Source organism: Sphingomonas sp. BL-S-30 (assembly GCF_055521475.1).
This window is the reverse complement of record NZ_CM145481.1, coordinates 2,760,537-2,783,420: the sequence shown is the minus strand read 5'-3', so window position 1 is coordinate 2,783,420 and position 22,884 is coordinate 2,760,537. Positions and strand designations below refer to the sequence as shown.

Genomic DNA, 22,884 nt, shown 5'->3' with positions numbered 1-22,884 from the left:
GAGACATAAGATGGCCAATGGCTGGGCGCCGGACGGCGCGGTCCAGGATCAGATCGAGGACAGCATCAAGGATGCACTGTCGAGCGCGCGGTCTCGCCTGCCGAGCGGCGAGGGCCTTGATGACTGCGAGGCATGCGGCGACCCGATACCGGACAAACGCCGCGCTGCCCTGCCTGGCGTGCGCACCTGCGTCGCGTGCCAGGCCGCCCGCGACAAGCAGCCGAGCTTTTCGGGCATCAACCGGCGCGGCAGCAAGGATAGCCAGTTGCGCTGATGCCGGTGCAATATCCGGTGACGCCCGATGGCCGCTATTTCGTGGTGCGCGGGCGACTGTGGAGGACGTCCGACCCCGTCCTTGACCCGGAGGAACGCGAACGGCTGGTCCATGATCTCATGGTCGCGCGCCGCGCCGTCGGCATGGCGAAGCGGACGGGCGACGAAGTCGCGAAGGCGGCGGCGCGCCGGGCCGTCGACACGGCAAAGCGAGCGCTTGGCGAGCGCGGTCCGGTGTGGTGGGGCGATGGAGCCCCTGACTTCAACCGCCACATGGCACGCACCACCTGCTATGCGAGGTGGTTCGCGGCTCTCGGCCCGAACCTCTAAGGGTTGCACGTCACGCTCGACAATTCAGAATGGCGCGTGCTTTTACGCCTCGCTGATTTGCCTCTGTGGCCACAACCGCTGATTAACGGCGACGGCACCGCCTGCCCCTTCCGGCGCTCGACCGGTATCGCTGCTACCGTTTGTTCCGACGCGGGAAGCTCGTCACCGGGTTGTAGCGAGGATCACGGCAACCGTGTCGTCTGGCTGGTCCCACATAGGGAAATGTCCACTGGCCTCGAACCAGTGCAGATCGGCGGAGGGGAAGGCGACCATTGCCCGCGCCGCCTGTCTCGGCAGACACAGCCGGTCATGGCGACCCCAACCGATGACGATCCGACGAGAGGGATCGGCTGCTGGACCAGTTTGCTCAGGTCCGCTCGCAAGGTCACGGACCAATGCGTCGAAGGTCGGCGTCGTGCTCAGGCTTTCCAGCTCCGTCGCAACCACGTTCGGATCAAGCGCCCAAGGGCGCGCGGACAGCTGTGCCAGCAACGCAGTGCGTGATGCGGCGTTCTTGCTCAACGTCGGCAAGAGGGGCCGGATTGCCCGAAGCAGCCGCCCTGAAAGTCCTATGGTAGTCTTGAAGAACGTGCGCTCCCAACCGCGCCAAAAGCCGCCGGGATCGAGTGCCACGACGTTGCCGACGCGGCCACGCCGGGCAAGTTCAAGAACGATCCGCGCGCCCATCGAGCTGCCGACGACGTCGATCCCGTCCAGTCCCTTGTCGGCAATATAGCGCTCGACGCTGCCGACAAGACCATCAAAGGTGCCGCTATCATGTTCCGCCGGGGTGGCGCCATGTCCAGGAAGGTCGATCGCTATCACCGCCCGTTCGACGCTGAGGGCTCCCATGACGGCGCTCCACGATTGCCAGCTTCCGCCCAGACCGTGCACAAGTAGAAGCTTGCGGCCGGCGCCGCGTTGGACTTCGTTCATTCAGGAGCACTCTCATTGGTTGAGATCCTGAACGATCGTGCTCAGCTTTCGGGGCCGATAGGCGTCTCTGCATATCGCGCACCACATGTACCAGGAAGAGGGGACGTGGTTCATCGAGCTGTCGGAAAAGGCGCCGGCGGCGGATCAGGCGATGATCACGCAGCGGTATCAGGAGGAATGGTCGCGCTATGTCGGCGCGGATGCCTGACATTCCACGATAAGGTTTCGTACCGCTGATGCAGGGGCCGTCCCGCGAGGGGCGGCTCTTTTCGTTCGGGCGCGTCGGCGGCGCGCGCCTCCACCACTCGCTCACGCGAGCGGTCTCCTCCACCCGATTGCGGACATTCGTGACCGGCCGAATGAACGGCGGCTTGGAGGTGCGCGGGCGTAAGGCCTGAACGACTGAAATTGGGGCGCAAAGCCGCTCTCAGCGGAAGTCCCGCGTCCTGACCTTGATGCCCTCGACCGGCTCGCCCGGAATGATCCCCGAGCCGAGGCGCAGATCGGGGATGTAGATCTCGCACGCCGCCTTGCCCAAGTGCCGCTGGGCGGGGTCGCGCGGATCGGGGCCCATGCCGTGCTTGACCACGTCGGCGCGGCTGACGCGGTAGACGTCAGCCACGTCCTGGCGAGTGCCGACGCTCGCGAGCAGGGCTGAGAGATCGTCGAGCCGCTGCGCAATGACATGGATCACGTCGCCCTCGCGCTGGATCTGCCCGCGCACGCCCATCATCGACGCGCCGAGCACGGTTCGGCGGTTCTTCTCGAACACGTTGGTCCAGACGACCAGGTTGGCGACCTCGGTCTCGTCCTCCAGCGTGATGAACATGACGCCCTTGGCCGAGCCGGGCTTCTGCCGGACGAGCACGATACCTGCTAGCTCGACATAGCGGCCATCCCTGACCTTCTGCAGTTCCGCGCAGCTGATCATGCGCCGTGCCTTGAGTTCGTCGCGCAGGAAGGCGAGGGGGTGCGCGCGGAGCGACAGGCCGGCCGCGCGATAATCCTCGACGACTTCGGCGCCTTCTCCCATCGGCGCGAGCGCCACCTCGGGCTCGACTGCCTCGGCCAGCAGCTTGCCGGCGCGTTCGTCGGCTGCGGCAAACAGCGGCAATGCCTCGTCACCGAGCCCTTTCACGCCCCACAGGCCGGCGCGGCGGCTGAGATCGAGGGATCCGAACCCATCGGCATCGCCGATCCGGTCGAGCGCGCCCCGGCCGACATGGGCCCGGCGCTGGATTTCCTCGACCGAGCTGTAGGGCTGGTCACCGCGCGCCATTGCGATCGCGGCGCCGTCCTCGTTCGAGAGGCTGCGCACCATCCGCAGGCCGAGCCGGACGGCCATGTAGCGGCCGCCGGTCGGCTCAAGGGTGCAGTCCCAGCGGCTGTGATTGACGTCGATCGGGCGAACCTCGACGCCGTGATTGCGCGCATCGCGGACGATCTGCGCGGGCGCATAGAATCCCATCGGCTGGGCGTTGAGCAGCGCGGCACAGAAAGTGTCGGGGTGATGGCACTTCACCCAGGACGAGGCATAGGCGATCAGCGCAAAGCTGGCAGCGTGGCTCTCGGGAAATCCATAGCTGCCGAACCCCTCGATCTGCTTGAAGGTCTTCTCGGCGAACTCGCGTTCGTATCCGCGCGCGACCATGCCATCGATCAGCTTGTCGCGGAAATGGCTGACGCCGCCGGTCAGCTTGAACGTCGCCATCGCACGGCGCAGCAGATCGGCCTCGCTGGGCGAGAACCCTGCGCATTCGATTGCGACGCGCATCGCCTGTTCCTGGAACAACGGTACGCCCAATGTCTTCTCGAGCACGCGGCGGAGCTCGGGGGTGGGATAGGTGACCTGCTCCTGGCCGCTGCGTCGCCGGCGATAGGGATGGACCATGTCGCCCTGGATCGGACCGGGGCGGACGATGGCGACCTGGATGACGAGGTCGTAGAAGGTGCGCGGTGCCATCAGCGGCAGGCTCGCCATCTGCGCGCGGCTCTCGATCTGGAAGACGCCGAGCGTATCGGCCTTGCGGATCATCGCATAGGTGGCCGGATCCTCGGCCGGGATGGTCGCGAGATCGACCTTCACTCCCTTGTCGGCTTCCATGAACTCGAAGGCGCGGCGCATGCAGCTCAGCATGCCGAGCGCGAGGACGTCGACCTTCATGAAGCCGAGCGCGTCGATATCGTCCTTGTCCCATTCGATGACCTGGCGGTCGTCCATCGCCGCGAGTTCGATCGGCACCAGCTCGTCGAGCCGGTCGCGAGTCAGCACGAACCCGCCGGGATGCTGGGAGAGGTGGCGAGGGGTATTGATCAAGGTGCGGGCCAGCTCGAGGGTCAGCGCCAGGCGCTTGTCGCCCAGATCCATGTTGAGCTCCTCGGCATGCTTCGCCTCGACGCCGTCGCGGCTGAAGCTCCAGACCGCACCCGCAAGGCCCGCAGTCATGTCCTCGCTCAGGCCCAAAGCCTTGCCGACCTCGCGTACCGCGCCGCGCGCGCGGTAGCGGGTGACGACGGCAGTCAGCGCGCTCCGGGTTCGGCCATAGGTCTCGTAGATCCACTGGATCACTTCCTCGCGCCGCTCATGCTCGAAATCGACGTCGATGTCGGGCGGTTCGCGGCGCTCCGCGGAGACGAACCGCTCGAAGAGGAGCTCGGTGCGCACGGGATCGATCGAGGTGATGCCGAGCACGTAGCAGACCGCGCTGTTCGCCGCCGAGCCGCGCCCCTGGCACAGGATATCGCGCCTGCGGGCCTCGGCGACGATCGAATGGACGGTCAGGAAATAGGGCGCATAGTCGAGATCGGCGATGAGCTTGAGTTCATGCTCCAGCTGGTCGCGGACCTTGCCGTCCAGGCCTTCCGGATAGCGCTCGGGCGCCTTCTCCCAGGTCAGCCGCTCCAGTTCCTGCTGGGGCGTCCGGCCGGCCTCTCCGATCTCGTCGGGATATTGATATTGGAGCTCGTCGAGGCTGAACGTGCAGCGCGCCGCCAGCTCGAGCGTGCGCGCGACCGGCATACTGTCGTTCAGGTAGCGCAGGAACAGCCGCTCCATTTCCTGGGCGGTCTTCAGGTGCCGGTCGGCGAAGCGCTCACGCCGTTCGCCCAGGTCGTCGATCGTGCATTTCTCGCGAATGCAGGTGACGACATCCTGGAGCAGGCGGCGGTCGGGCGCATGGTAGAGCACATCGTTGGTAGCGATCGTCGGCACGTTCGCAGCCAGCGCCATGGCCGACAGGTCGCGCAACCGGATCGCGTCGCGAGGCCGCCGCCGGATCGACAGCGCCATATAGGCGCGGTCACCGAAAATGCGCGCGGTCCGGGCGAGCGCGGCTTGCGCCATGGTGTCGGCGCGATCGGGCACCAAGACCGCGATCAGTCCCTCGTTCCAGGCCTCGACATCGCTCCAGTCGAGATGGCAGGCGCCCTTGCCGGCGCGGGCCTTGCCGACGCTGAGCAGGCGGCACATGCGTCCATAGGCGGCCCGGTCGGTCGGATAGACGAGCAGCGCCGTGCCATCGATCAGGTCGAGCCGGCACCCGACGATCGCGCGGACGCCGGTGGTCTTCTCCGCGTCCCAGGCCCGAACGATGCCGGCCACAGAGTTGCGGTCGACCACGCCGATCGCGGGGATGCCCAGCAGGGCGGCTGCGGCGAACAATTCTTCCGGCGACGAGGCGCCGCGCAGGAAGCTGAAATGGGTCGTGACCTGAAGCTCGACATAACCGGGTTCGGCGTACGCTTGCCGGGTCACGCCCCGTGCCTCCGTCTGTTTGCAGCGGGCATCATGCAAAGGCGCCGTGGATGAACCAGCGCATCGGGCCGGTGGCGCCGTGCTCGCCATCGCCCAGGCGGAACAGCCAGTAGCGCCCGCCGGTCTCGGTCTCGACCTGATAGTAATCGCGCACCGCAAGCGGCAGCTCGCCCTCGGCACCACCCTCGCGCCACCACTCGCCATGCAGCCGTTCGGGCCCGTCGCCCTGGGTCACGCGGTATCTTTTGCCGCGCCATATGAAGAGGCGCGGTGCCTCGTCGGGCAGCAGCGCGATCACGTCGATCGGCTCCGGCCGCGCCAGCATCCGCGAGGGGCGGGGGAGATCGTCGTGCCAGCTTGTACCGGCCAAGGGATCGAGCGCGGGCACGTTCGATATGGTTCGCTCCGGCATCGCGCTGGCGCGCGGACCCGTGCGGTGCAGGTTGCGATGGCCGAAGCGATTGGCGAGGGCGTCCACCAGCGCGGGAAGGTCCGGTCCCTTGCGACCCAGTCGCTCGAGGCTCTCGCCCTGCGCGGGAGACATCGCTTCGATCAGCGGGGCGACCAGCGTCATCGCCTCGATGCCGAGTCCGGGCTCTATCGTCTCGACCTTTGCCGACAGCAGCTTCGCGAGGTGGCGCGGATCGCGCGATGGCGCGGCGGTGCCGACGCGGATCGCCTGGGTATGACCATCGACGCGGTGGAAATAGCAATCCAGCCGGCGGGCACCCTTGCCGAGCCTTGCCAGCTGGGCGGCGATGTCACCGGCGAGATCGGAAAGGACGCGGGTAAAGGCTTCGGCGGTCGCGATCGGCTCCATGAATCCGCGGCGCACCCTAGGCAGCGCTTCGGGAAAGATCGGCTCGATCGGCTCAGGCAGAAATCCCAGCGCCTGGTCGAGACGGCGATGCAGCTCGCGGCCGAACCTTTTGGCGAGCGGGCCCCGGGGTGCGCCGATCAGTTGCTCGACCCGCTCGAAGCCGAGCTTGCGCAGGCCCTCGACATCGGCGGAGGCAATGCGGAGCGCCGAGATCGGCAGCAGCGCGATCGCCTTGCGGCTGTGGCCGGGCTCGATCGTCACCGGCCGGCCCGCAGGGACATAGCGCGCAACCGCATGCGCGCAGCCGGCGGTATCGGCGACGGCGATCTGCACCGACAGGCCGAACGCCGCGACGCGGCGGTGCAGGTCCTTCAGCAAGGCGCGCTCGGTGCTGAACAGCGATGCGCAGCCGGTGATGTCGATCCACAGGCCGTCGGGCAGGTCGGGGGCAACGACCGGCGAGTATCGCGCACCTGCCCACAGTGCCAAGCGGCGCAGCCCGTCGGCATCGGCCTCGGGCGCGGCATCGACCACCTCAAGGCCCGGCGCGAACGACCGCGCCTGGGTCACCGTCATGCCTTGGCGGATGCCGAGCAGCCGCGCCTGCACGTCGACCCCCGCGACGACGCGGCGGCCATGATCGGGGATCGCCGTCACCAGCGGCGTGCATGCCGTTGCACCGCCGTCAGGCGGCGATTTGCCGGTCTTCCGCCGCAGCCGGTCGGTCGACCAGTGCGGCAGGAAGAGCGATACGACCCGTCGCATCGCACCCCTCCACGATCCAATGATGGGGATTGCCGCCCCGTGCGCGTTCGAGCTCGGCGCGCCAGCGCGGCCGGCCGAGGCTGGGAATGCCGAGATCCTCGCTCGGCGCCGCGGTGATCCGCCAGCGCGTCACCGCGGCCGTGCCCTCTGTGGCATGGTCGGCCCGCGAGGCACGGCGGAAGACGAACGCCGGGACGCCCGATCCTTCGGCGGCAAGCTGGAGGCGCTTCGAGGCCGTCGTCGAATATCTGGTGATCTCGCCAACGACGCCGGCAAGGCCCGGATTGCGCAGGCATTCCTCCATTGCGAGCAGGACGTTCGCGTCGCTGCCGGCCTCGACATGGATCACCCGGTCGGGGTGAAGCCCGGCAAGATGCAGGGCAGGGGCGAACAGGTCGCGCCAGCGCAGGCACCAGAAGACCGGTCCTTCGACCCGGGCGAGAATGCCGGCGAGGAAGATCGTCGCGCTGGCATCGTCGGCGAGGTCGGGACTGCCCGCTATTTCGTGAAGCGCGCCGGTCGCGATGCCGCCGCCCGGCAGCCGCGAATCCATCGCCTCGACGCCGAACGGGATAGTGCCGTGCCGCGCGCCCGCGCCCTCGATCTGCGCGACACGCGCTCGCAGATCCTCGAGGACGATTGATTGGTGCATGGCATCAGCAGACTCACAGGCGGTTGATTCGTTCCTTGTTTGTTCTATCGTCCTGGTTCAAGTCAATCGCCGGGCCCGAAACGATGGCGGGCCGATCAGGACCAAAGCGGTGCAAAAGTGGCAATTTCGGCGGCGAATATTTTTTACGGGCCATCGGATCGGCGGCGTGAATCCGCTATCAACGAGCGTTCGATGACCGATCCGTTCGACCTCGACCGATTCGTGGCCGCCCAGGCCGGAAGCTACGAGACCGCGCTTGCCGAAATCCGGCGGGGCGCCAAGCGCAGTCACTGGATGTGGTATATTTTCCCACAGATCGCAGGGCTCGGCCGGAGCGACATGGCGCGGCGATATGCGATCCGGTCGCTCGACGAGGCTCGCGCCTATCTCGGCCACCCCATCCTCGGCGCACGGCTGCGCGAGTGCGTGGCAGCCCTGCAGGATCTCATCGGGCTGACTGCGGACGGGGTTTTCGGCGATATCGACGCCGTGAAGCTACGATCCTCGCTGACGCTGTTCATCGAAGCCGGCGCCGGCCCGTTATTTGCCGCGGCACTGGATCGCTGGTTCGACAGTGCGAAGGACGAAGCAACCCTCGCGCGGCTCGGCGAGGATCGGGGGACGCCCCCATGAGTGCCGCGCGGTGCTGACTGCTCTGTTGCTATTGCTGGCCGCGCCAGGCGCGGCCGATGTCCGCTGCACCGCAGTTGATGGCGACACGCTTCGCTGCGGTGCCGAGCGCGTCCGTCTTCTCGGCATCGACGCCCCGGAACTGCCGGGTCATTGCCAGCAGGGCAGGCGTTGCGCGCCCGGCGATCCCTATGCTTCGACGCGCTCGCTGCGCGCTGCGGTCGTGCAGGGGCCGATTTTGATCCAGCGCATCGATACCGATCGCTACGGCCGAACGCTTGCGCTGGTGCGGGCGGGCGCGACCGATTTGAGCTGTTGGCAGCTCTCGCAGGGCCAGGCGATCTACAAGCCCTATTGGGACAATGGCGGCGCGCTCGCGCACATCTGCCCCGCAGCGCGTTGAGCTAATCTTCCGGGACCGTCTCCCGCATCGTCAGGCTAGGGGCCTGCACCACGTATGAGTGACGGCAGCATCACGTCGCCGGCTGCGTGGAGGCCCGGCACTGATGGATGCCTGGGCAAAACGATCATCGACGATGCCGCGCGCGCTGCAGAAGAAATTCTACGAGGATCGCGCCACCAAGGGCGTCGCTGCGCCGGGCGAGGGGGCGGACATTTTCAACATCATCCCCGACTGGCATGATCATCTCCGCTTCAGGCGCCTCGCTGACCGCCTGTCGCGCGCGGGCTGGTCGGCGGGTCAGGGCGACAAGGCCCTCGGCGGCAATTTGCTGCGACTTTATGGCGAGACCTTTGGCTGAATGTGTCGTCGCGCGCCTTTACAGTTGCGCGCTGGTGCGGAGATTGTGGTTAGCCGTCAGGTCGAAAGCGCCGTTCGTGGGCGTTCGCACCATCGGCGGTCCCGGGAAAAGGTCAAGGCATACGCTGGATCGACCGTCTGTTGTCTTCCATCTTCATTCTCGGCGCGGCGGGGCATACGATCGGCGTATGGACCTTCTATCACGACAAGCCCGACACGCTGTTCTGGTCGCTGGCTGCGACACCGCTCATTCTGCTGCTTGCGGCGATCAATATTCTGCGAATCTACCGCACAATGACCGGGCGCTGGCCTGTATCGCGACAGTTGGGATGGTCGCCTATCTCGCAGTCACCATAGGCTTTGGCAGGCTCATCTACGACATGCTTGATCCGCGTGTCGTCACGTTCGGTGTGGTGTCGCTGGGGCTGATCGCCTTTGGTGTTCGCGATGCGCTGCTTGCCGGGAGCCGCTGAACGGTTTTACTAGCTCAGGCACGGCGGACGAGGTGTGAAAAGCATTCGACGGCCGCTTTACGCAGGTTGATGGTCGGTGACGACCGTGCCGAACGCCAACGAACCACTCTTTTGTTCTGGACGCTAACCAGTCGGACGCACCCGAGCTAAAGGCCAGTCGCCGTCCACGGCCGGCCGGCCCTTCGAAGCTGCATGCGAACTCGGACACCGACACCTTGCAGCGACAAGGCGATGCCATCGCAGGGATTGGCCGCAATCGCAGGCAAGCGTCAGGGCGTCAGGGCCTTGGGCCGGTCCTACAGGGCGGCGTAAGAATCGCCGTGTCATGCAGACCGACGCCACCACCCTATGGGCTGCTCTTCAGCAATGCCGGGAGGATGTCGAAATCTTCCCAAGGGAGGGATCGTCGAGCCGGCGGGACTTATCCGCAGTGGCGGCGGCCGCCCTCCCGGAACCTTTTTTACGTCTCGTTCATTCCTTCTTGATGATATGAGTAATACAAACTAGACATCACTCGAATCATCCAGAGGTGCCATAATGTCAGGGGAACACATCGAATCTGCAGGGGGGAGTGACGGGCCATGGGCAAGCGCCGGGATCATCGGGCTGAACCAGTCGATCGCGGTTATCGAAGGCGCGCGCCTGCGTGAGGTCGTGGCGAATTCGATCCATCTCGCGTTTAAGGCGGAGCGTACGAATCCCGACACCGAGGAGGACGCCGGGCAGGGTGCCTCAGACCGGGTCACCGCACGGGTGATCGAGGAGCTCGGCAAGTTGCTCGCGCAGCCCCAGTCGCGCCCTGAGTTGAAGACCGCCGCTGAACTGTTCGAATACGTCTCGCGGATTGCGAAGGAGGAGCACCAGGCCCTCCAGGACCGTGAGGTCAAGGACCTGGCGCGCGCCATCGCCCAGATCAACCGCAACGAGGATCCGCTCGTCTATTCGCGCGACATGCTGAAAGAAAACGCCCGTCAGCGTGCGCGGCTGCTCGAATCCTGGCCGTCCTATAACAGCCGGGATCTGACCCAACTCGCCGGTCACAAGGCCAAGAATTCGAGTGCGACTGCGAGCAGGTGGCGCCAGGCAAAGCGCGTCTTTGCTATATCGACCGCGGACGGGGTTCTATTTCCGGCGTTCCAGTTCACCGACAGTGAACCGCATCCGGTGGTCGAAGAGGTGCTGGCGGCGCTGCCCAGCCGCATGAGCAACTGGGAGATCGCGTTCTGGTTCACCTCTCCCAACGGCTATCTCGACGGGCTGTGCCCGGCGGAGAGCTTCGAGGACCGCGATGCGATCATTGGCGCGGCCGAATATGAAGCTGAAAGGCTGGCGGGATGACCCTGGTCGTCCCGTCACCCTTCCCGGCGGTCAGGACCTTGCCGCTCAAGGCGGGAACGCCGCTCGACCGGATCCATGACCGCGGGTTCAAGGGCGACGCGTTCAATCCCGGCCTTGGCCGACGGACCCGTTTCGCCCCCCTCCGGAGGCCGACCGGGCCGGTCGGCACGATGTACGGGGCAGATGATCTTGATTGCGCGATCTTCGAGACGCTGCTCCATGACATTCCCACCGGTGCAGGGCCGACAACGATCGGATGGAGCTCGATCGAGCCGCTCGACCACTCCGAACTGGTCGTGAAACGTGGCCTCGTCCTTGCGCAATTGAACGAGCCGGACCTGAAGAAGATGGGGACGTCGAGGGCCCAGCTCATCGATACTCGCCCGCGGCAGTATAAACATACCAGCGCCTGGGCGCTCGCCCTCCATGACGCGCATCAACATATTCAGGGCATGTGCTGGACCTCGTCCAAAGACGATTCCAGCATTTCCTATATTTTCTTCGGTGACCGTATCGATGTCGATCAGGAACTGGAACTCGTCTCGACGACACGTATGCGCGATTGCAGCAAAAGGCTGGACGCAATTCGTCATGCTTGTGATCGAATCGGGTGTTCGGTGATCTGGTAAACAGCTGACATTCGTGTTAGTATGACGGCAACTATGGTCAATACAGGGTTAAATACAAGGTTAGAGGCGACGATCGGGTAACAGTACGATCGAATTGGGGTTCGAAGATGGGCTACGAAGGCTCAGGTCGGGTACCTTTCGAAGACGCAATCATCGATTGCGGACGCTATACCGCTATGATCGACGCTCTTCCGTTGCCGCTTCATGTTCGCGCCTGGCAATTTTTCTACGACATCGAACTGCGCTGTCGCCGCCGGTTTCAGTTAGGCGCTTCGTCCGGCGGGTTCACCGACAAAGTCGGTTATAACGGGTTCTTCGCACGGTTTCGCTATACTGTGAGGCAGGTCGGCGAACGGCTTGTTCCAACGCTCAAATTATTGCTCTTCAGAATTGGGCAGCCTTCCGGCCCATCGTCCGACGGCGACAATGAAACCGTCATCATCGTGCGCGACGGCAAGGAAGTGTCGATCCCCGTGACCGACCGCCCGAAGAAGCGCCGTAATTCCAACCGACTGGTGAATGAGATCGCTCGCCATGCGCTTGCCCCGTCACGCTTTGGCGGCAAGGCGATGGCGCTGCTGCTCGCCGGCACGATGCTCGCCGGCGTGCCGGTCGCGGTCAGCATTCTTGGCAGCGCCCACCAGGAGTCCGTCCAGCAGGCCGCGCCCGCGTCGGTGCACCGTCCGATCCCGGTCGATCAGGTCGTTCGCGCGTTGAGCGTGCGGACCATCCATACGCTGCGCGTCGAAGGCACGCAGCGCGTCGAACCCGAGACGGTGCTGGCTTATACCCGGCTGGGGATTGGGCAGGATGCGACGCACGAACTGCTCGATCAGGCGATCAGGGATCTCTATGCGACCGACCTGTTTGCTGATGTGACGGTCAGCGGCGGCGACACCGGCAACATCGTCGTGCGCGTTCGTGAGAACCCGGTGATCAACCGGGTTGTCTATGAGGGCAACCGGCGCGTGAGCGCACACGACCTGGGCAAGGTCGTGGCGATTGCGCCGCGGCAGATCTTCACCCGCAGCGCCGTCCGCGGCGATGTCGCGCGCATCCTCGAGCTCTATCGTGGTCGGGGGCGGTTCGCGGCGTCGGTTTCACCCAAGTTCGTCGCGCTCGATCACAACCGCGTCGATCTGATCTACGAGATCGCCGAGGGCGCCAAGTCGAAGGTCAGCAGGATCGACACCGTGCGCGGCGGCGCCTCTTCGTCGGGCAAGCTACGCGGGTATGTGGCGACCGGGCCGAGCCGCCTGGTGACCTTGCTCGACGCGACCGCAAGGTTCGACAGTGTCCGCGTGGCCTATAACCAGCAGATGCTGCGCCAATACTACCTGACCCAGGGCTATACCGATGTCCGCTTCACGTCGGCGATGGCCGAACTGACCCCGGACAAGACGGACTTCATCATCACCTATGTGGCGCAGGAAGGTCAGCGCCGTGACTTCAGAGCCACCGCCGTCGACAGCGAGTTTGGTAACGACGACACGATGAAGTTTGCCACCACGTCGCAGGTCAACCGCGTCGTTTGGTACGACACTGCCAAGGGCGCGATCGACAATCGGGCAGAGCCGACTGGCTTGTTCGCCTATGCCTTCACCGAGGTGAACCCCGAGCTCGATCGCAACGGTCAGTCCCCGACCATGGGGAACAATTCACCTACCTCGGACGGCAGGCAAGCTTATGTCGAGCGGATCGACATCAACGGCAACGCCCGGACGCGGGGCAAGGTGATCCGCCGCGCGGTTGGCCCGCGGAAAGGTGACGCGTTCAACAGCTTCCAGGTCAAGCGCTCGCAGGACCGGATCAATTCGCTCGGCTTCTTCCAGGAGAAGTTCGAGGTCAGGAAGACGCAAGGTTCTTCGACCGACCGCGTCGTGCTGACCGGTGACCTCGAAGACAAAACGGCCGGCGAGTTGTCGCTGTCGGCTGGCTATTCGAGCCTCGAGAAGTTCATCATCGGGGCTTCGGTCAAGCAGCACAACTTCCGCGGCAAGGGCCAGGAACTGCGCGCCAGTATCAACTGGTCGGTCTACGCCAAGTCCGCCGAGCTCGGCTTCACCGAGCCCTATCTGTTCGACAAGAATATCGCGATCGGCGGCGATGTGTTCGGGCGCGAGTATGGGGCATTCAGCTATACCGGTGACGCGTGTCAGACGATCTACACGCAGGTAGCGGCCGGTTTCCGGGTCGTTGCCGGTGCGCCCGTGCTCGGCGACCGCCCGTCATCCGGCGGCTCCGGCCTGTCTGGTTGCGACGTTGACCTCGTCAAGCCGGCCGATGGCGCCAAGGCCGTCACTGCGCCCGGCAGCGAGGTGCTCGGCACCCGCATGACCCTATCGAGCGACCGGTACGAGCGCGGCAATAACGCGCTCCTGCTGCTGGTCGGCGCCGAGGCTGCCGCGCTCGCGCATCGTGACGGACCGGACAGCGGCGCGACCAGCGACGCCTATGGTTTCGGTGGTGGCGCGATCGGGCGCCGCAGCACCGACAATCCCGGGGCCGGGCGGTGCGCTGAACGCTACGCATCCGGCGGCGGTGTCCAAGCCGTGGTCACGCGGATCGGCGGCGCGACCGCTTATGCCGACCATGCGTTCGGCGGCCATCTCACCTATCTCGGAAGGTCCGACCTCGAGATGCCGCTCGGCACGCTAGGCGACGAAACCCGCCTGATCCCGGCGATCTCCGTCACGATCCCGCCCGGCACGCTGATTTGCAAGACTGGCTATGCGATGACGCTCGACACTCGCGTGACGCCAGAGCGCGCAGTCTCGATCGGGGGCGCCGCGTCCGGCACCACGATGGCAATCGCCAACCTGATCGGCGTCGGTTCCAAAGGCGCCGGCCTCCCGGTCACTACGGCTCAGGCTAAGGCCACGCCCTCGCCACGCTTGTGGACCGAGATCGCTTTTCACTTGTCCGGCGGGACGCGATCGTGACCAACATAGGGACACAATCCTGCCGACGTGATCGGCTGCCGGCGCAGCATCCGGCTGGTATCGGAAGCGTGTCGCTCACTTGGCGGTCGTTGCCCGATCGTCGCGCAGGTCATTGAAGCCCGGAAACGGTATTCAACGCCTCGGCAGGAACGGTGTCAGCCGCGCGGGGAGCTATCCGCCGCGCGCTTCGGGTCGTTGGCTCAGCGCATTGCCTGGCGTACGGCCGCGTTGACTATTGTTTCACCCGAGGCGGACACCGCCAGGGGTGCGCTCGACCGCCCCATCAGCGATCAGCGGCAGGCTCGGGCAGAGAGAAATGGCTCTGCATCCACATTCAACGCACGCAGCTTTGCGCGCAACAGGGATCTCAGGTCGACGTCGCGCGCGAGCGTTGCGCGAAGGTCATATCCTTCCATCAGCAGGATGGCCTTTGACGGATTCTGCCTGAGCATCGGCACGACGTGCTCGGACCAGCCGCTGATCGACAGAAACAAACCCATGGTCTGCCGTCCCGACCTGTTCACCTGACCGATCAACCCGTCCAGATCGCGAGTATCGGCCGGCTTTTGGCGCCATCGGCATTCGACGAGATAGTGCCAGCCGTCCATTTCGAACGCGCCATCGATCTGCTCGGCGCCGTCGTTGCGGAAAAAGGACTTGGTCACCGGGAAATCGTGCAAATCGAAAAGCCGATTGAGCAAGTCCTGCAATAGGAAGCCGCGTTCGTGCGGTTCCCCGTTTGAGGTGGCGTGGTCGAACTGGCCGAGCAGCAGAGCACTCTGCTGTCTCACCTGCGCCGACTTTTCGGTCGCTGCGTCCTCTGCCGCCTGCCGCGCGCGCGCGGCGGCGACCTCTCGCTCTTGCGCATCCTGCTCGAGCATATGGCCTTTGACCTCGCGGGCCTTTTGCACGGTGCCACGCGCGACATATTCGTCGGCGGCTAGATGGTAAGCGTCCCACTCGGACGCGATCGCGATGAGACGGGAGACGATTTCCTCGTCACCGCCGTCCCGCGCCAGCACGTCGAGCACCATCGTGCCAGCCACGCGCTTCGAAAGACGCTCGTTCGTGGCGGGATCACGGTCCTTCAGGAAGCGCTTGATCAGGTCTTCGGGAACGCCGGCGCGGCGTAGCAGCTGGTCGGCCGCCGACCGTTTGATATTCACCAGGGTCGCGATGATCTCCAGCGCCAGACGGCGGCGGTCCGCAGCCGAGACGGTCACGTTTCTGGTCCAGACGCGCTCGCGTATGAACTCTCAGTCTCGCTCATCTCTGCGTCCGTGAGAGTCCCGAACTCATCGCCGCCCGCGCAATAAAAAGGGCGTCCGCCATTCTCGTTCGGGAATGTGTGCAGCACGTTATACTGACCTGGGGGCATGTTCATGATCCGCTCCACGCCGTGGCCGAAAGTATCGAAGGACGCAAGGAAGCGAACGTCGTCCGGCGGGAGGTGATTGCTGGTTTGCGCGGCACGATCGGGAAGAACGCGGCAGGAGCATGCGCGTCGAAACAGCGATGCCAATCGCCGCTCTCGAGCAGCGCTTCGACATGCTGCCACTCGCCACTAGAATGTAGTTATCCAACCTCACATTGGCCGATGCGGGAAATTGCGATACGATTTCCTGGAGGCAGAAGGGTACGAGACGGCGTATAGAATGCTCTTAGCCGCCGTGGGCCCCGACAATACCTATTCTCGACGTGTCGAAGACTCACTTTCGTCGCTCGGCGATGGCGGGGAGCCCGTCGGGCCGATTTGAGGTGGTGCGCACGGGCCGTCAATTTTCCTACAGGCCTTTGTGCCAGCCGTCGAATTAAACGAGGCTCCCGTGCTACGGTCAGACCAGACTGGCGCCAGCCCACGGCGGAGGGCGCGACGGTAGCCCGGTTCGACGCCGCTGATCCCGCCGCTCTGCCGGGTGCCAGCCTTTGTTGGCGGTTGGCGGCGGCTGCGCCGTCGGTGCAAGCGGACGCCGCTTCGCGGCGGCGTGGTTTGGGCCACTCCCAACAGCGGAAGTGAGCGGCGCTCCGTGCTAGGCCGCCCGCGGTCCGGTGTGGCTGGCTATTGGCTGGGGTCGAGATTGTCGATCGTGTCGTCGGCTCCCTCCAGCCCGCCGCTGCTTTCCTCGGTAGCGGCCGACGCCGTCACATCGACCGCCGCAGCGGGCGGTCCGATCCTGGCTTGGAGAGCGCTAAGCCTGGTGTCGGCTTCGTCCGCCGCTTCGCCTGCGCCTGTCGCCGCGGCCAGATAGCGTCCGGCCGCGACTTCGTTCTGGAAATAGGCGGTTTCCTTCTCAAGCCCCGCCACGTCAGTTTCCGGCAGCGACTGGACCGCAAGCATGTCGAAGGCGCCGCAGATATCGAGCTTGCCCCAGCCAAAGGAGCGGCTGAGCGCATCATAGCAATTCTGGCTGTATATCATCGCGCCGGAGACGCCTTCCGCTGCAAAGGCGAGCCGCTCATGGGCCATGCCGCGCTTGACGCTCTTTCGGCTGAGCGGCTGGACGGGGGGTGGCGTCTGCGCCTTCACTGCGTCGCTCAGGCTTTGCGCCATCGCGGTCGGTGCCGCGCTGCTGTTCTGCGTGCCGGTCGGCGTCGAGCAACGGGAAAGGCTCCAGGCGATGCCGATCACCACGATGATGACGACGGTCATGGTGCAGCCATTGTCAGGCGGCTGCGGGCCGGTGCCGGAAGGGGGCGAGGGTTTCACCATTGCCGCACACGCTCGCGCGCTTGTTCGATCATCCCGCATCCTCCCGAAATATTCGAGCAGTCTAGCCGCGCCGGCGATGCGCGCAATCGTCTGATCTCTCGCACGCGCTCAATATTCGTTCTTGTTGAGGGCAGACGCGCGGCCTAGTCTAGTCATCTGCCGCGCTTTGGGAGGAGCGCCTTTATGCCTGATACTATCCAATGCGACCTGCGGCCCGAGTGCCTTTCCTTGTCGCAGACTGCTTCAGGCTGGGTTCGAGCTTTTTATCCCGACGTGACACTGGAGCTGGAGGGAACAACCGTCAGCCTGTCCTCGACGGTCAGGCGAGGCGGCGAGCTGGCCCTCATCTGGAAGTCGGCGCTCGCCAACGAGCGCCTGCTGGCGCGCGGCGCCGTCGCGCGCAGCGTCGTGCTTGCGCGGTTGCTAGAATGACCTTCCTGCCGATCCGCGCCACGCCTATGCGAGGCGACCGGGCACTCCTCGTGAGCGACACAGGGGGCTTTTGCACCGTTTCCTACGGCTTGCTCGACCGGCTCGCCGAAGATGCATTGTCGAGCGAAGACCTTCATGTCCTTGAACGCCATGGCCTTGCGATCGTCGACGAGGACGCGCTCGGCCATGTCGCGCACGCCTACGGCCTGGCGGAGCGGCTGACCCGTCCGGGACCGCTCGATTATCTCATCCTCGTACCGACGCTCAGGTGCAATCTCAGCTGCTCCTATTGCCAGGTGTCGCGTGCAGGCCTTGCGCAGAAGGGCTATGACTGGAGCGACGCTACGCTTGGCGCGGTTCTTCGCCAGCTTGACGCCCTGCCGACCAAGCGCATCAAGATCGAATTCCAGGGCGGCGAACCGACGTTGCGGCCCGACCTGCTGCGCGCGGTGATCGACGGTTGCGCGCGCTTCGCCAAGCGTCAGTTCGTCATCTGCACCAATCTGCACGCGCTCAGCGACGAGATCCTTGCGATCTTCGATCGGCCTGACGTCTATATCAGCACCTCGCTTGACGGCGACGCCGCCACGCACGGCCACAACCGCACCGGCGATGCCGCGGAGACCAGTCAGTTCCTCCGGAACCTCGACGCCGTCATCGCGCGCTATGGGCCCGAAAAGGTGTCGGCTTTGCCGACGATCAATCCGCTTTCACCGCCCGCGATCGACGACCTGATCGACAGCTATGCAAGCCGCGGCCTCGACAGCCTGTTCCTGCGACCGATCAATTTCCAGGGCTTCGCCAGGAAGCGCCACCGGGACTCGCGCGAACAGGACGCCGCCTGGCGCGATTATTATGAACACTTCGTCCGCCGGATCATCGAGCGCAACTGGGCGGACCGGAGCCGCGTGCTCGAGGAAACGTATCTCAGTATCTGCCTCAGGCGGATCTTCCAGCCCGGGCGCGATCGTCATGTCGATCTGCGCAACCCCAACCCGATGGGCACCGATTATATCGTCGTCGACCATGACGGCACGGTCTATCCTACCGACGAAGCGCGGATGCTGGCCCGGTCGGGCGTGATCGATCTCGCGATCGGCGATATCGCCTCGGGTTGGGACACCGAAAAGCGGGCGTTGCTGAACGCCCACGCGACCAACCAGTTCGATCCGGCCTGCCAGCGCTGCGCCTACCAGCCCTATTGCGGCCGTGACCTTGTCGACGACATCGCACGCTATGGCCGCATCGACGTGCCACGCGCCGAGACCGATTTCTGCCGGCGGCACTTGCACCTGTTCGATTTCATCTTCGAGCTGATCTATTCGAACGACCCGGCGGTGCGCCATTCGCTCAGCCGCTGGCTGCGTCTCCCCGGCACCCCGTCGGAACTCGGCGTGTCAGCCCTATGATCCCGCTCAGTCTCGCAGCGCTTGCCGAGGCGGACCGCCCGTTCGTCACCCGGCTGCGGTCGGACAGGAGTGCCGGGCTCGTCGAGTGGGATTCAGTCCTGGTCGACCACGAGGAACTTGGCGCCTGCTATGCCGGTAAGCACGGCCTGGTCGCGATCGACGGTGCCGCGGCCACCGACCTCGATGGCGATATCATCCTGGTGCAGCCGGGTACAGGCCGCGCCGAGCGCCTTTTGCGCAGCGGGTCCGCCCACAACACGCTCCTGGTAACGGAACGCTGTGACCAGCTTTGCGTCATGTGCTCGCAGCCGCCCAAGAAAACGCACGTCGACCGGTTCGACCTTTTCGAGCAGGCCTGCTTGCTCGCCGAGCCGGGCACGCTGATCGGCATCACTGGCGGCGAGCCGACCCTCTACAAGGAGCAGTTATGCGGTATGATCGAGCGGGTTCTCGCCGCCCGGCCCGATCTCGAATTCCACGTGCTTACCAACGGTCAGCATTTCGCGGACGACGACATCGAGCGGCTGCGCGACCCCCGTTATGCGCGCGTGAGCTGGGGCATCCCGCTTTATGCATCCGACGCAGCGCTCCATGATGAAATCGTCGGCAAGACGGGCGCATTCGTCCGCCTGCAGCAGAGCCTCGCGATTCTGGCGCTCGCCGGCGCGAGGATCGAGCTGCGGACGGTGTTACTCACCACCAACCTCGATGCGCTGCCTGGGCTCGCCCGCCACGTCGCGGTCCGTCTTCGCTTCATCGAGGTCTGGTCGATCATGCAGCTGGAAAATACCGGCTATGCACGCAACCGCTGGGGGAGGCTGTTCGTCAATCACGCAAGCCGGTTCGATCCGATCGCACAAGCGCTCGACCTGACAGCCCTGCACGGCATGGACGCGCAACTGTTCAACTTCCCGAGATGCACCGTGCCGCAGTCCTACCGCCACCTGGCAATTGCCTCGATCTCGGACTGGAAACGCAAGTTCACGCCGGCGTGTGAATCCTGCCGTGAACGCGATGCGTGCAGTGGTTTTTTCGAATGGCACCCCGATGCTGACGCGCTTGCCGGAGTATCGCCACTATGAAGCGAACCCGTTTCCTGATCTCGAGCATGCTGGCCGCTGGCTTCGGCACGCAGGATGCCGCCAACGCCGCGTTCATCAGCGCAACGACCACGGGTGTCGATGATCCCAACAAGGGCACCCTGTTTCGTGTGTTCGGCCAGGATCACCTGATGATCCTCGCCCAGCATCGCAGCCATAGCAGCCACTCAAGCCATTCGAGCCACCGGTCGGGCTATGGCGGCGGGCATTACAGCCATACCAGCCACCGCTCGAGCACGGGCGGCGGTTACGGCGATTCGAGCTATACCGCCCCCGCCTACACGCCGCCGGCACCGAGGCCAACGCCGAGCCCGACGCCTGATCCGGCGCCGCAGCCGCTCGTCGCACTGTCCGAGCGGGCGACGGCACCCGCGGAACCCGCTACCTCGACGCTGTCCGGGCGGACCAAGCGCTTTGCAGCGATCGTCCGCCGGGTCCAGATCGCCCTGCTCGCGCAAGGCTTCTATAATGGACGGATCGACGGGATCGTCGGGCCGGCATTGCGCTCGTCGCTTCGCCGGTTCCAGGCGAGCAGGTCGCTGGCGGTCACCGGGACGATAACGCCCGAGGCCCTCGACGCATTGATGGTGTCGAGCAACTGAGTCCAGCCGGGCGGCGATCTGCCGCAACTCTACCAGGTCGCAGTACGTGCTATTCCTCGACGGCGGCCGGGGTCATTGCCAGAAGGGCAGGCCTTGCGTGCAGCGTCTCATAGTGTCGACCGCCTGGTCCGCGAACGCCAGGGCGCCGGTGACGGCAGCGGTAGCGGCCGCTCAGCGTGGATGGCGTCTCGACTGCATATAAGTTCCTTCTTCCTCGAACTTCGGAGTGTATTGCCCGACTACGCGGCCCAGGCCTTGGTATGCAGTGTGAGCATCAGTGTTGCGCGCCGGTGCCGTCGATGGCTCGCAGGGCGGTTGATCACGCCAACTACGTCGTAGTACGGACCTGAAGGGCTCAACGCTGCTCATGGCGGGCAAGCCGGTCAGGTTTTGGGACCGCTGAGTATAGCAAGCGGATGTCGTTTCGACAGGCTCGAACCTCCGGAATCTTGACCAAGTGTAAGGGAACTGAATTGGCCGAACCAGGCGCACCGCAGATCGGGCCAGAGATCCAACGGCTGCGCAAACAGGAGAGCCTGACGCTCGAGCAACTGGCCAAGCTTTCCGGAGTGTCGCGTTCGATGCTTTCCCAGGTCGAGCGAGGTGAGACCAATCCCACGCTCTCGACGGTGTGGATGCTGGCAGAGGCCCTCAAAATCGATATCTCGGAACTGATTGGCGGTCGCCAGTCGGTTCCGCGCGTTGCGATCGACGTCGCTACCGCGTCCTTCACGCCCCAGATCCGGACGGACGACGAATTGTGCTTGCTGCGCATCCTCAGCCCCGCCGATCGTGCAGGCTCCGTCGAATGGTACGAATTGCGTTTCTTGCCTGGTGGGGCTTTGGTGTCCGCACCGCATGCAAAGGGCATGCGCGAGCACCTGACGGTATTGGATGGGGAGATGGAAGTCGCCGCGGGCGACCAGCGGAGCGTGGTATCAGCAGGCTCAACGGCTCGTTATCCGGCGGATGTCGAGCACGCCATCCGCAATGTCGGGAGGGCCGACGCCAGAGCATTACTGGTCGTAATAGGTTAGAGAGAATTCCTAATTCCATTATATTGGATAATGGTTCCGCCATATCGTAATCATCCGTCATCTTGTGAAGGAAAGCTCGATGGATCTCGGATTTTACGACCGGATAGGTGCCGAACTCGGTGCGATCGCTGAAGCCGGCCTCACCAAGACTGAACGCATCTTATCATCGCCTCAAGGCGCCACCGTACGGGTGGCGACGCGCTCGGGCCCGCGGGAGGTGCTCAATCTGTGCTCCAACAATTATATGGGCCTGGCGGCAGATAGGCGTGTGATTGCGGCGATGCAGGACGCAACCGCGAAGTGGGGCGCGGGCCTCGCTTCGGTCCGGTTCATCTGCGGAACGCAGGATATCCATAAAGACCTGGAAGCGGCCCTTGCCGGCTATCTTGGCTTCGAAGACGCAATCCTTTTCGCTGCTGCATTCGATGCCAATGGCGGCGTATTCGAGCCATTGCTGGGCGAGAAGGACGCGATCGTCTCGGACACGTTGAATCATGCGTCGATCATCGACGGCGTGCGCCTGTCCAGGGCGAAGCGCTATCGCTTCGCTACCAATGACATGGCTGATCTGGAGCGCCAGCTCATCAAGGCCCGATCCGAAGGGGCGCAGTCGATATTGGTTGCAACTGACGGCGTATTCTCGATGGACGGTACGATCGCTGACCTCGTTACGATCACAGACCTCGCCGAGCGCCATGGTGCGCTGACGCTGGTGGACGATTGCCATGCAACCGGCTTCCTCGGGCCCCAAGGGCGGGGCTCGGCTGCTTATCGCGGGGTGGAGGGGAGGATCGATATCCTGACTGGGACCTTTGGAAAGGCACTTGGCGGCGCAATGGGCGGCTATGTTACCGCGCGGCGGTCAGTCGTGGAACTGCTGCGGCAGCGGGCGAGGCCCTATCTGTTCTCTAATGCGCTAGCGCCGGCAATTTGCGGGGCGAGCCTCGCCGCGATCGAGATCGCGAAATCAACCGAAGGCGATGTCGCAAGACGGCGCCTGATGGAGAATGCCCGGCAGTTTCGCGCAGGCCTCACCGGTCTCGGCTTCGAGCTCCTGCCCGGTGAGCATCCGATCATTCCGGTGATGCTGTTCGATGCCGTGAAAGCGGAACGCCTGGCGGCGGCTCTACTCAACCAGGGCGTGTACGTGACCGCCTTCTCGTTCCCCGTCGTGCCGAAGGGGCAAGCGAGGGTCCGGACGCAGGTGTCTGCCGCCCATACGCCCCATAATATCAGCGAAGCCATCTCCGCCTTTGCAGCGGCGGGCCGCGCGGAAGGAATTATCCAGTGAC

22 protein-coding genes are annotated in these 22,884 nt (G+C 64.8%); 16 read left to right on the top strand and 6 right to left on the bottom strand.

Going from position 1 to position 22,884, the window contains the following annotated elements:
* Nucleotides 1–10 precede the first annotated feature (10 nt).
* Both ACZ1I5_RS12950 and ACZ1I5_RS12945 read left to right on the top strand, forming a co-directional pair.
* Entirely contained in the window at nt 11–274 is a 264-nt protein-coding gene (locus ACZ1I5_RS12950; RefSeq protein ID WP_465169659.1) for a DksA/TraR family C4-type zinc finger protein, read from the top strand.
* Nucleotides 274–603: a hypothetical protein gene (locus ACZ1I5_RS12945; RefSeq protein WP_465169658.1), complete on the top strand. Its 330-nt coding sequence runs from the start codon at nt 274–276 to the stop codon at nt 601–603. Before ACZ1I5_RS12950 ends, ACZ1I5_RS12945 begins: the two co-directional genes overlap by 1 nt.
* A 162-nt stretch (nt 604–765) precedes the next feature.
* Here the strand turns inward: ACZ1I5_RS12945 and ACZ1I5_RS12940 are convergent, their stop codons facing one another.
* Complete coding sequence (locus ACZ1I5_RS12940) at nt 766–1,539, bottom strand: alpha/beta fold hydrolase (protein ID WP_465169657.1); 774 nt, start codon at nt 1,537–1,539, stop codon at nt 766–768.
* A gap of 85 nt (nt 1,540–1,624) precedes the next feature.
* On the opposite strand from ACZ1I5_RS12940, the gene ACZ1I5_RS12935 reads away from it, so the two are divergent.
* Complete coding sequence (locus ACZ1I5_RS12935; RefSeq protein ID WP_465169656.1) at nt 1,625–1,747, top strand: hypothetical protein; 123 nt, start codon at nt 1,625–1,627, stop codon at nt 1,745–1,747.
* Between the two features lie 219 nt (nt 1,748–1,966).
* Here ACZ1I5_RS12935 and ACZ1I5_RS12930 read toward each other — a convergent pair whose 3' ends face one another.
* Genes ACZ1I5_RS12930 through ACZ1I5_RS12920 form a run of 3 tightly spaced genes read right to left on the bottom strand, consistent with a single transcriptional unit; the run spans nt 1,967 to nt 7,530 of the window.
* Entirely contained in the window at nt 1,967–5,293 is a 3,327-nt protein-coding gene (locus ACZ1I5_RS12930; RefSeq protein WP_465169655.1) for an error-prone DNA polymerase, read from the bottom strand.
* Between the two features lie 31 nt (nt 5,294–5,324).
* Entirely contained in the window at nt 5,325–6,878 is a 1,554-nt protein-coding gene (locus ACZ1I5_RS12925) for a DUF6504 family protein (protein ID WP_465169654.1), read from the bottom strand.
* A complete protein-coding gene (locus tag ACZ1I5_RS12920; protein WP_465169653.1) occupies nt 6,799–7,530 on the bottom strand; it encodes an ImuA family protein in 732 nt (243 codons plus the stop codon). Before ACZ1I5_RS12920 ends, ACZ1I5_RS12925 begins: the two co-directional genes overlap by 80 nt.
* 192 nt (nt 7,531–7,722) lie before the next feature.
* On the opposite strand from ACZ1I5_RS12920, the gene ACZ1I5_RS12915 reads away from it, so the two are divergent.
* From ACZ1I5_RS12915 to bamA, 7 genes are all read left to right on the top strand, one after another.
* Entirely contained in the window at nt 7,723–8,163 is a 441-nt protein-coding gene (locus tag ACZ1I5_RS12915) for a DUF1810 domain-containing protein (RefSeq protein WP_465173962.1), read from the top strand.
* Between the two features lie 10 nt (nt 8,164–8,173).
* On the top strand, nt 8,174–8,563 hold the full coding sequence (locus tag ACZ1I5_RS12910; RefSeq protein ID WP_465169652.1) for a thermonuclease family protein: 390 nt from the start codon (nt 8,174–8,176) through the stop codon (nt 8,561–8,563).
* Nucleotides 8,564–8,696: 133 nt separating this feature from the next.
* On the top strand, nt 8,697–8,921 hold the full coding sequence (locus tag ACZ1I5_RS12905) for a hypothetical protein (RefSeq protein WP_465169651.1): 225 nt from the start codon (nt 8,697–8,699) through the stop codon (nt 8,919–8,921).
* A gap of 328 nt (nt 8,922–9,249) precedes the next feature.
* Nucleotides 9,250–9,393, top strand: a complete 144-nt coding sequence (locus ACZ1I5_RS12900) for a hypothetical protein (RefSeq protein WP_465169650.1) — start codon at nt 9,250–9,252, stop codon at nt 9,391–9,393.
* A 537-nt stretch (nt 9,394–9,930) separates the two neighbouring features.
* The gene (locus ACZ1I5_RS12895; RefSeq protein ID WP_465169649.1) at nt 9,931–10,731 is read left to right on the top strand and encodes a hypothetical protein; all 801 of its coding nucleotides are present in this window, start codon (nt 9,931–9,933) and stop codon (nt 10,729–10,731) included.
* On the top strand, nt 10,728–11,360 hold the full coding sequence (locus tag ACZ1I5_RS12890) for an RES family NAD+ phosphorylase (RefSeq protein WP_465169648.1): 633 nt from the start codon (nt 10,728–10,730) through the stop codon (nt 11,358–11,360). Before ACZ1I5_RS12895 ends, ACZ1I5_RS12890 begins: the two co-directional genes overlap by 4 nt.
* Nucleotides 11,361–11,536: 176 nt before the next feature.
* Nucleotides 11,537–14,302: an outer membrane protein assembly factor BamA gene (bamA, locus tag ACZ1I5_RS12885; RefSeq protein ID WP_465169647.1), complete on the top strand. Its 2,766-nt coding sequence runs from the start codon at nt 11,537–11,539 to the stop codon at nt 14,300–14,302.
* A gap of 290 nt (nt 14,303–14,592) precedes the next feature.
* Here bamA and ACZ1I5_RS12880 read toward each other — a convergent pair whose 3' ends face one another.
* Nucleotides 14,593–15,525, bottom strand: coding sequence for a hypothetical protein (locus ACZ1I5_RS12880; protein WP_465169646.1), 933 nt, complete (start codon nt 15,523–15,525; stop codon nt 14,593–14,595).
* A gap of 836 nt (nt 15,526–16,361) precedes the next feature.
* Nucleotides 16,362–17,012, bottom strand: a complete 651-nt coding sequence (locus tag ACZ1I5_RS12875; RefSeq protein ID WP_465169645.1) for a hypothetical protein — start codon at nt 17,010–17,012, stop codon at nt 16,362–16,364.
* 183 nt (nt 17,013–17,195) lie between these two features.
* Here ACZ1I5_RS12875 and ACZ1I5_RS12870 point away from each other — a divergent pair, with 183 nt between their 5' ends.
* The 6 genes from ACZ1I5_RS12870 (at nt 17,196) to ACZ1I5_RS12845 (ending at nt 22,883) form a co-directional block, all read left to right on the top strand.
* The gene (locus ACZ1I5_RS12870; RefSeq protein ID WP_465169644.1) at nt 17,196–17,444 is read left to right on the top strand and encodes a hypothetical protein; all 249 of its coding nucleotides are present in this window, start codon (nt 17,196–17,198) and stop codon (nt 17,442–17,444) included.
* A complete protein-coding gene (hxsB, locus tag ACZ1I5_RS12865; protein WP_465169643.1) occupies nt 17,441–18,853 on the top strand; it encodes a His-Xaa-Ser system radical SAM maturase HxsB in 1,413 nt (470 codons plus the stop codon). Before ACZ1I5_RS12870 ends, hxsB begins: the two co-directional genes overlap by 4 nt.
* Nucleotides 18,850–19,935 carry a His-Xaa-Ser system radical SAM maturase HxsC gene (gene hxsC, locus ACZ1I5_RS12860; RefSeq protein WP_465169642.1) on the top strand — a complete coding sequence of 362 codons (1,086 nt, stop codon included), beginning with the start codon at nt 18,850–18,852 and terminating at the stop codon, nt 19,933–19,935. The genes hxsB and hxsC overlap by 4 nt, the downstream gene beginning before the upstream one ends.
* A complete protein-coding gene (locus ACZ1I5_RS12855; RefSeq protein WP_465169641.1) occupies nt 19,932–20,555 on the top strand; it encodes a peptidoglycan-binding protein in 624 nt (207 codons plus the stop codon). Before hxsC ends, ACZ1I5_RS12855 begins: the two co-directional genes overlap by 4 nt.
* Nucleotides 20,556–21,028: 473 nt before the next feature.
* Nucleotides 21,029–21,592: a helix-turn-helix domain-containing protein gene (locus tag ACZ1I5_RS12850; protein WP_465169640.1), complete on the top strand. Its 564-nt coding sequence runs from the start codon at nt 21,029–21,031 to the stop codon at nt 21,590–21,592.
* 79 nt (nt 21,593–21,671) lie between these two features.
* The gene (locus tag ACZ1I5_RS12845; protein WP_465169639.1) at nt 21,672–22,883 is read left to right on the top strand and encodes a glycine C-acetyltransferase; all 1,212 of its coding nucleotides are present in this window, start codon (nt 21,672–21,674) and stop codon (nt 22,881–22,883) included.
* The last annotated feature ends 1 nt before the right edge of the window (nt 22,884 follow it).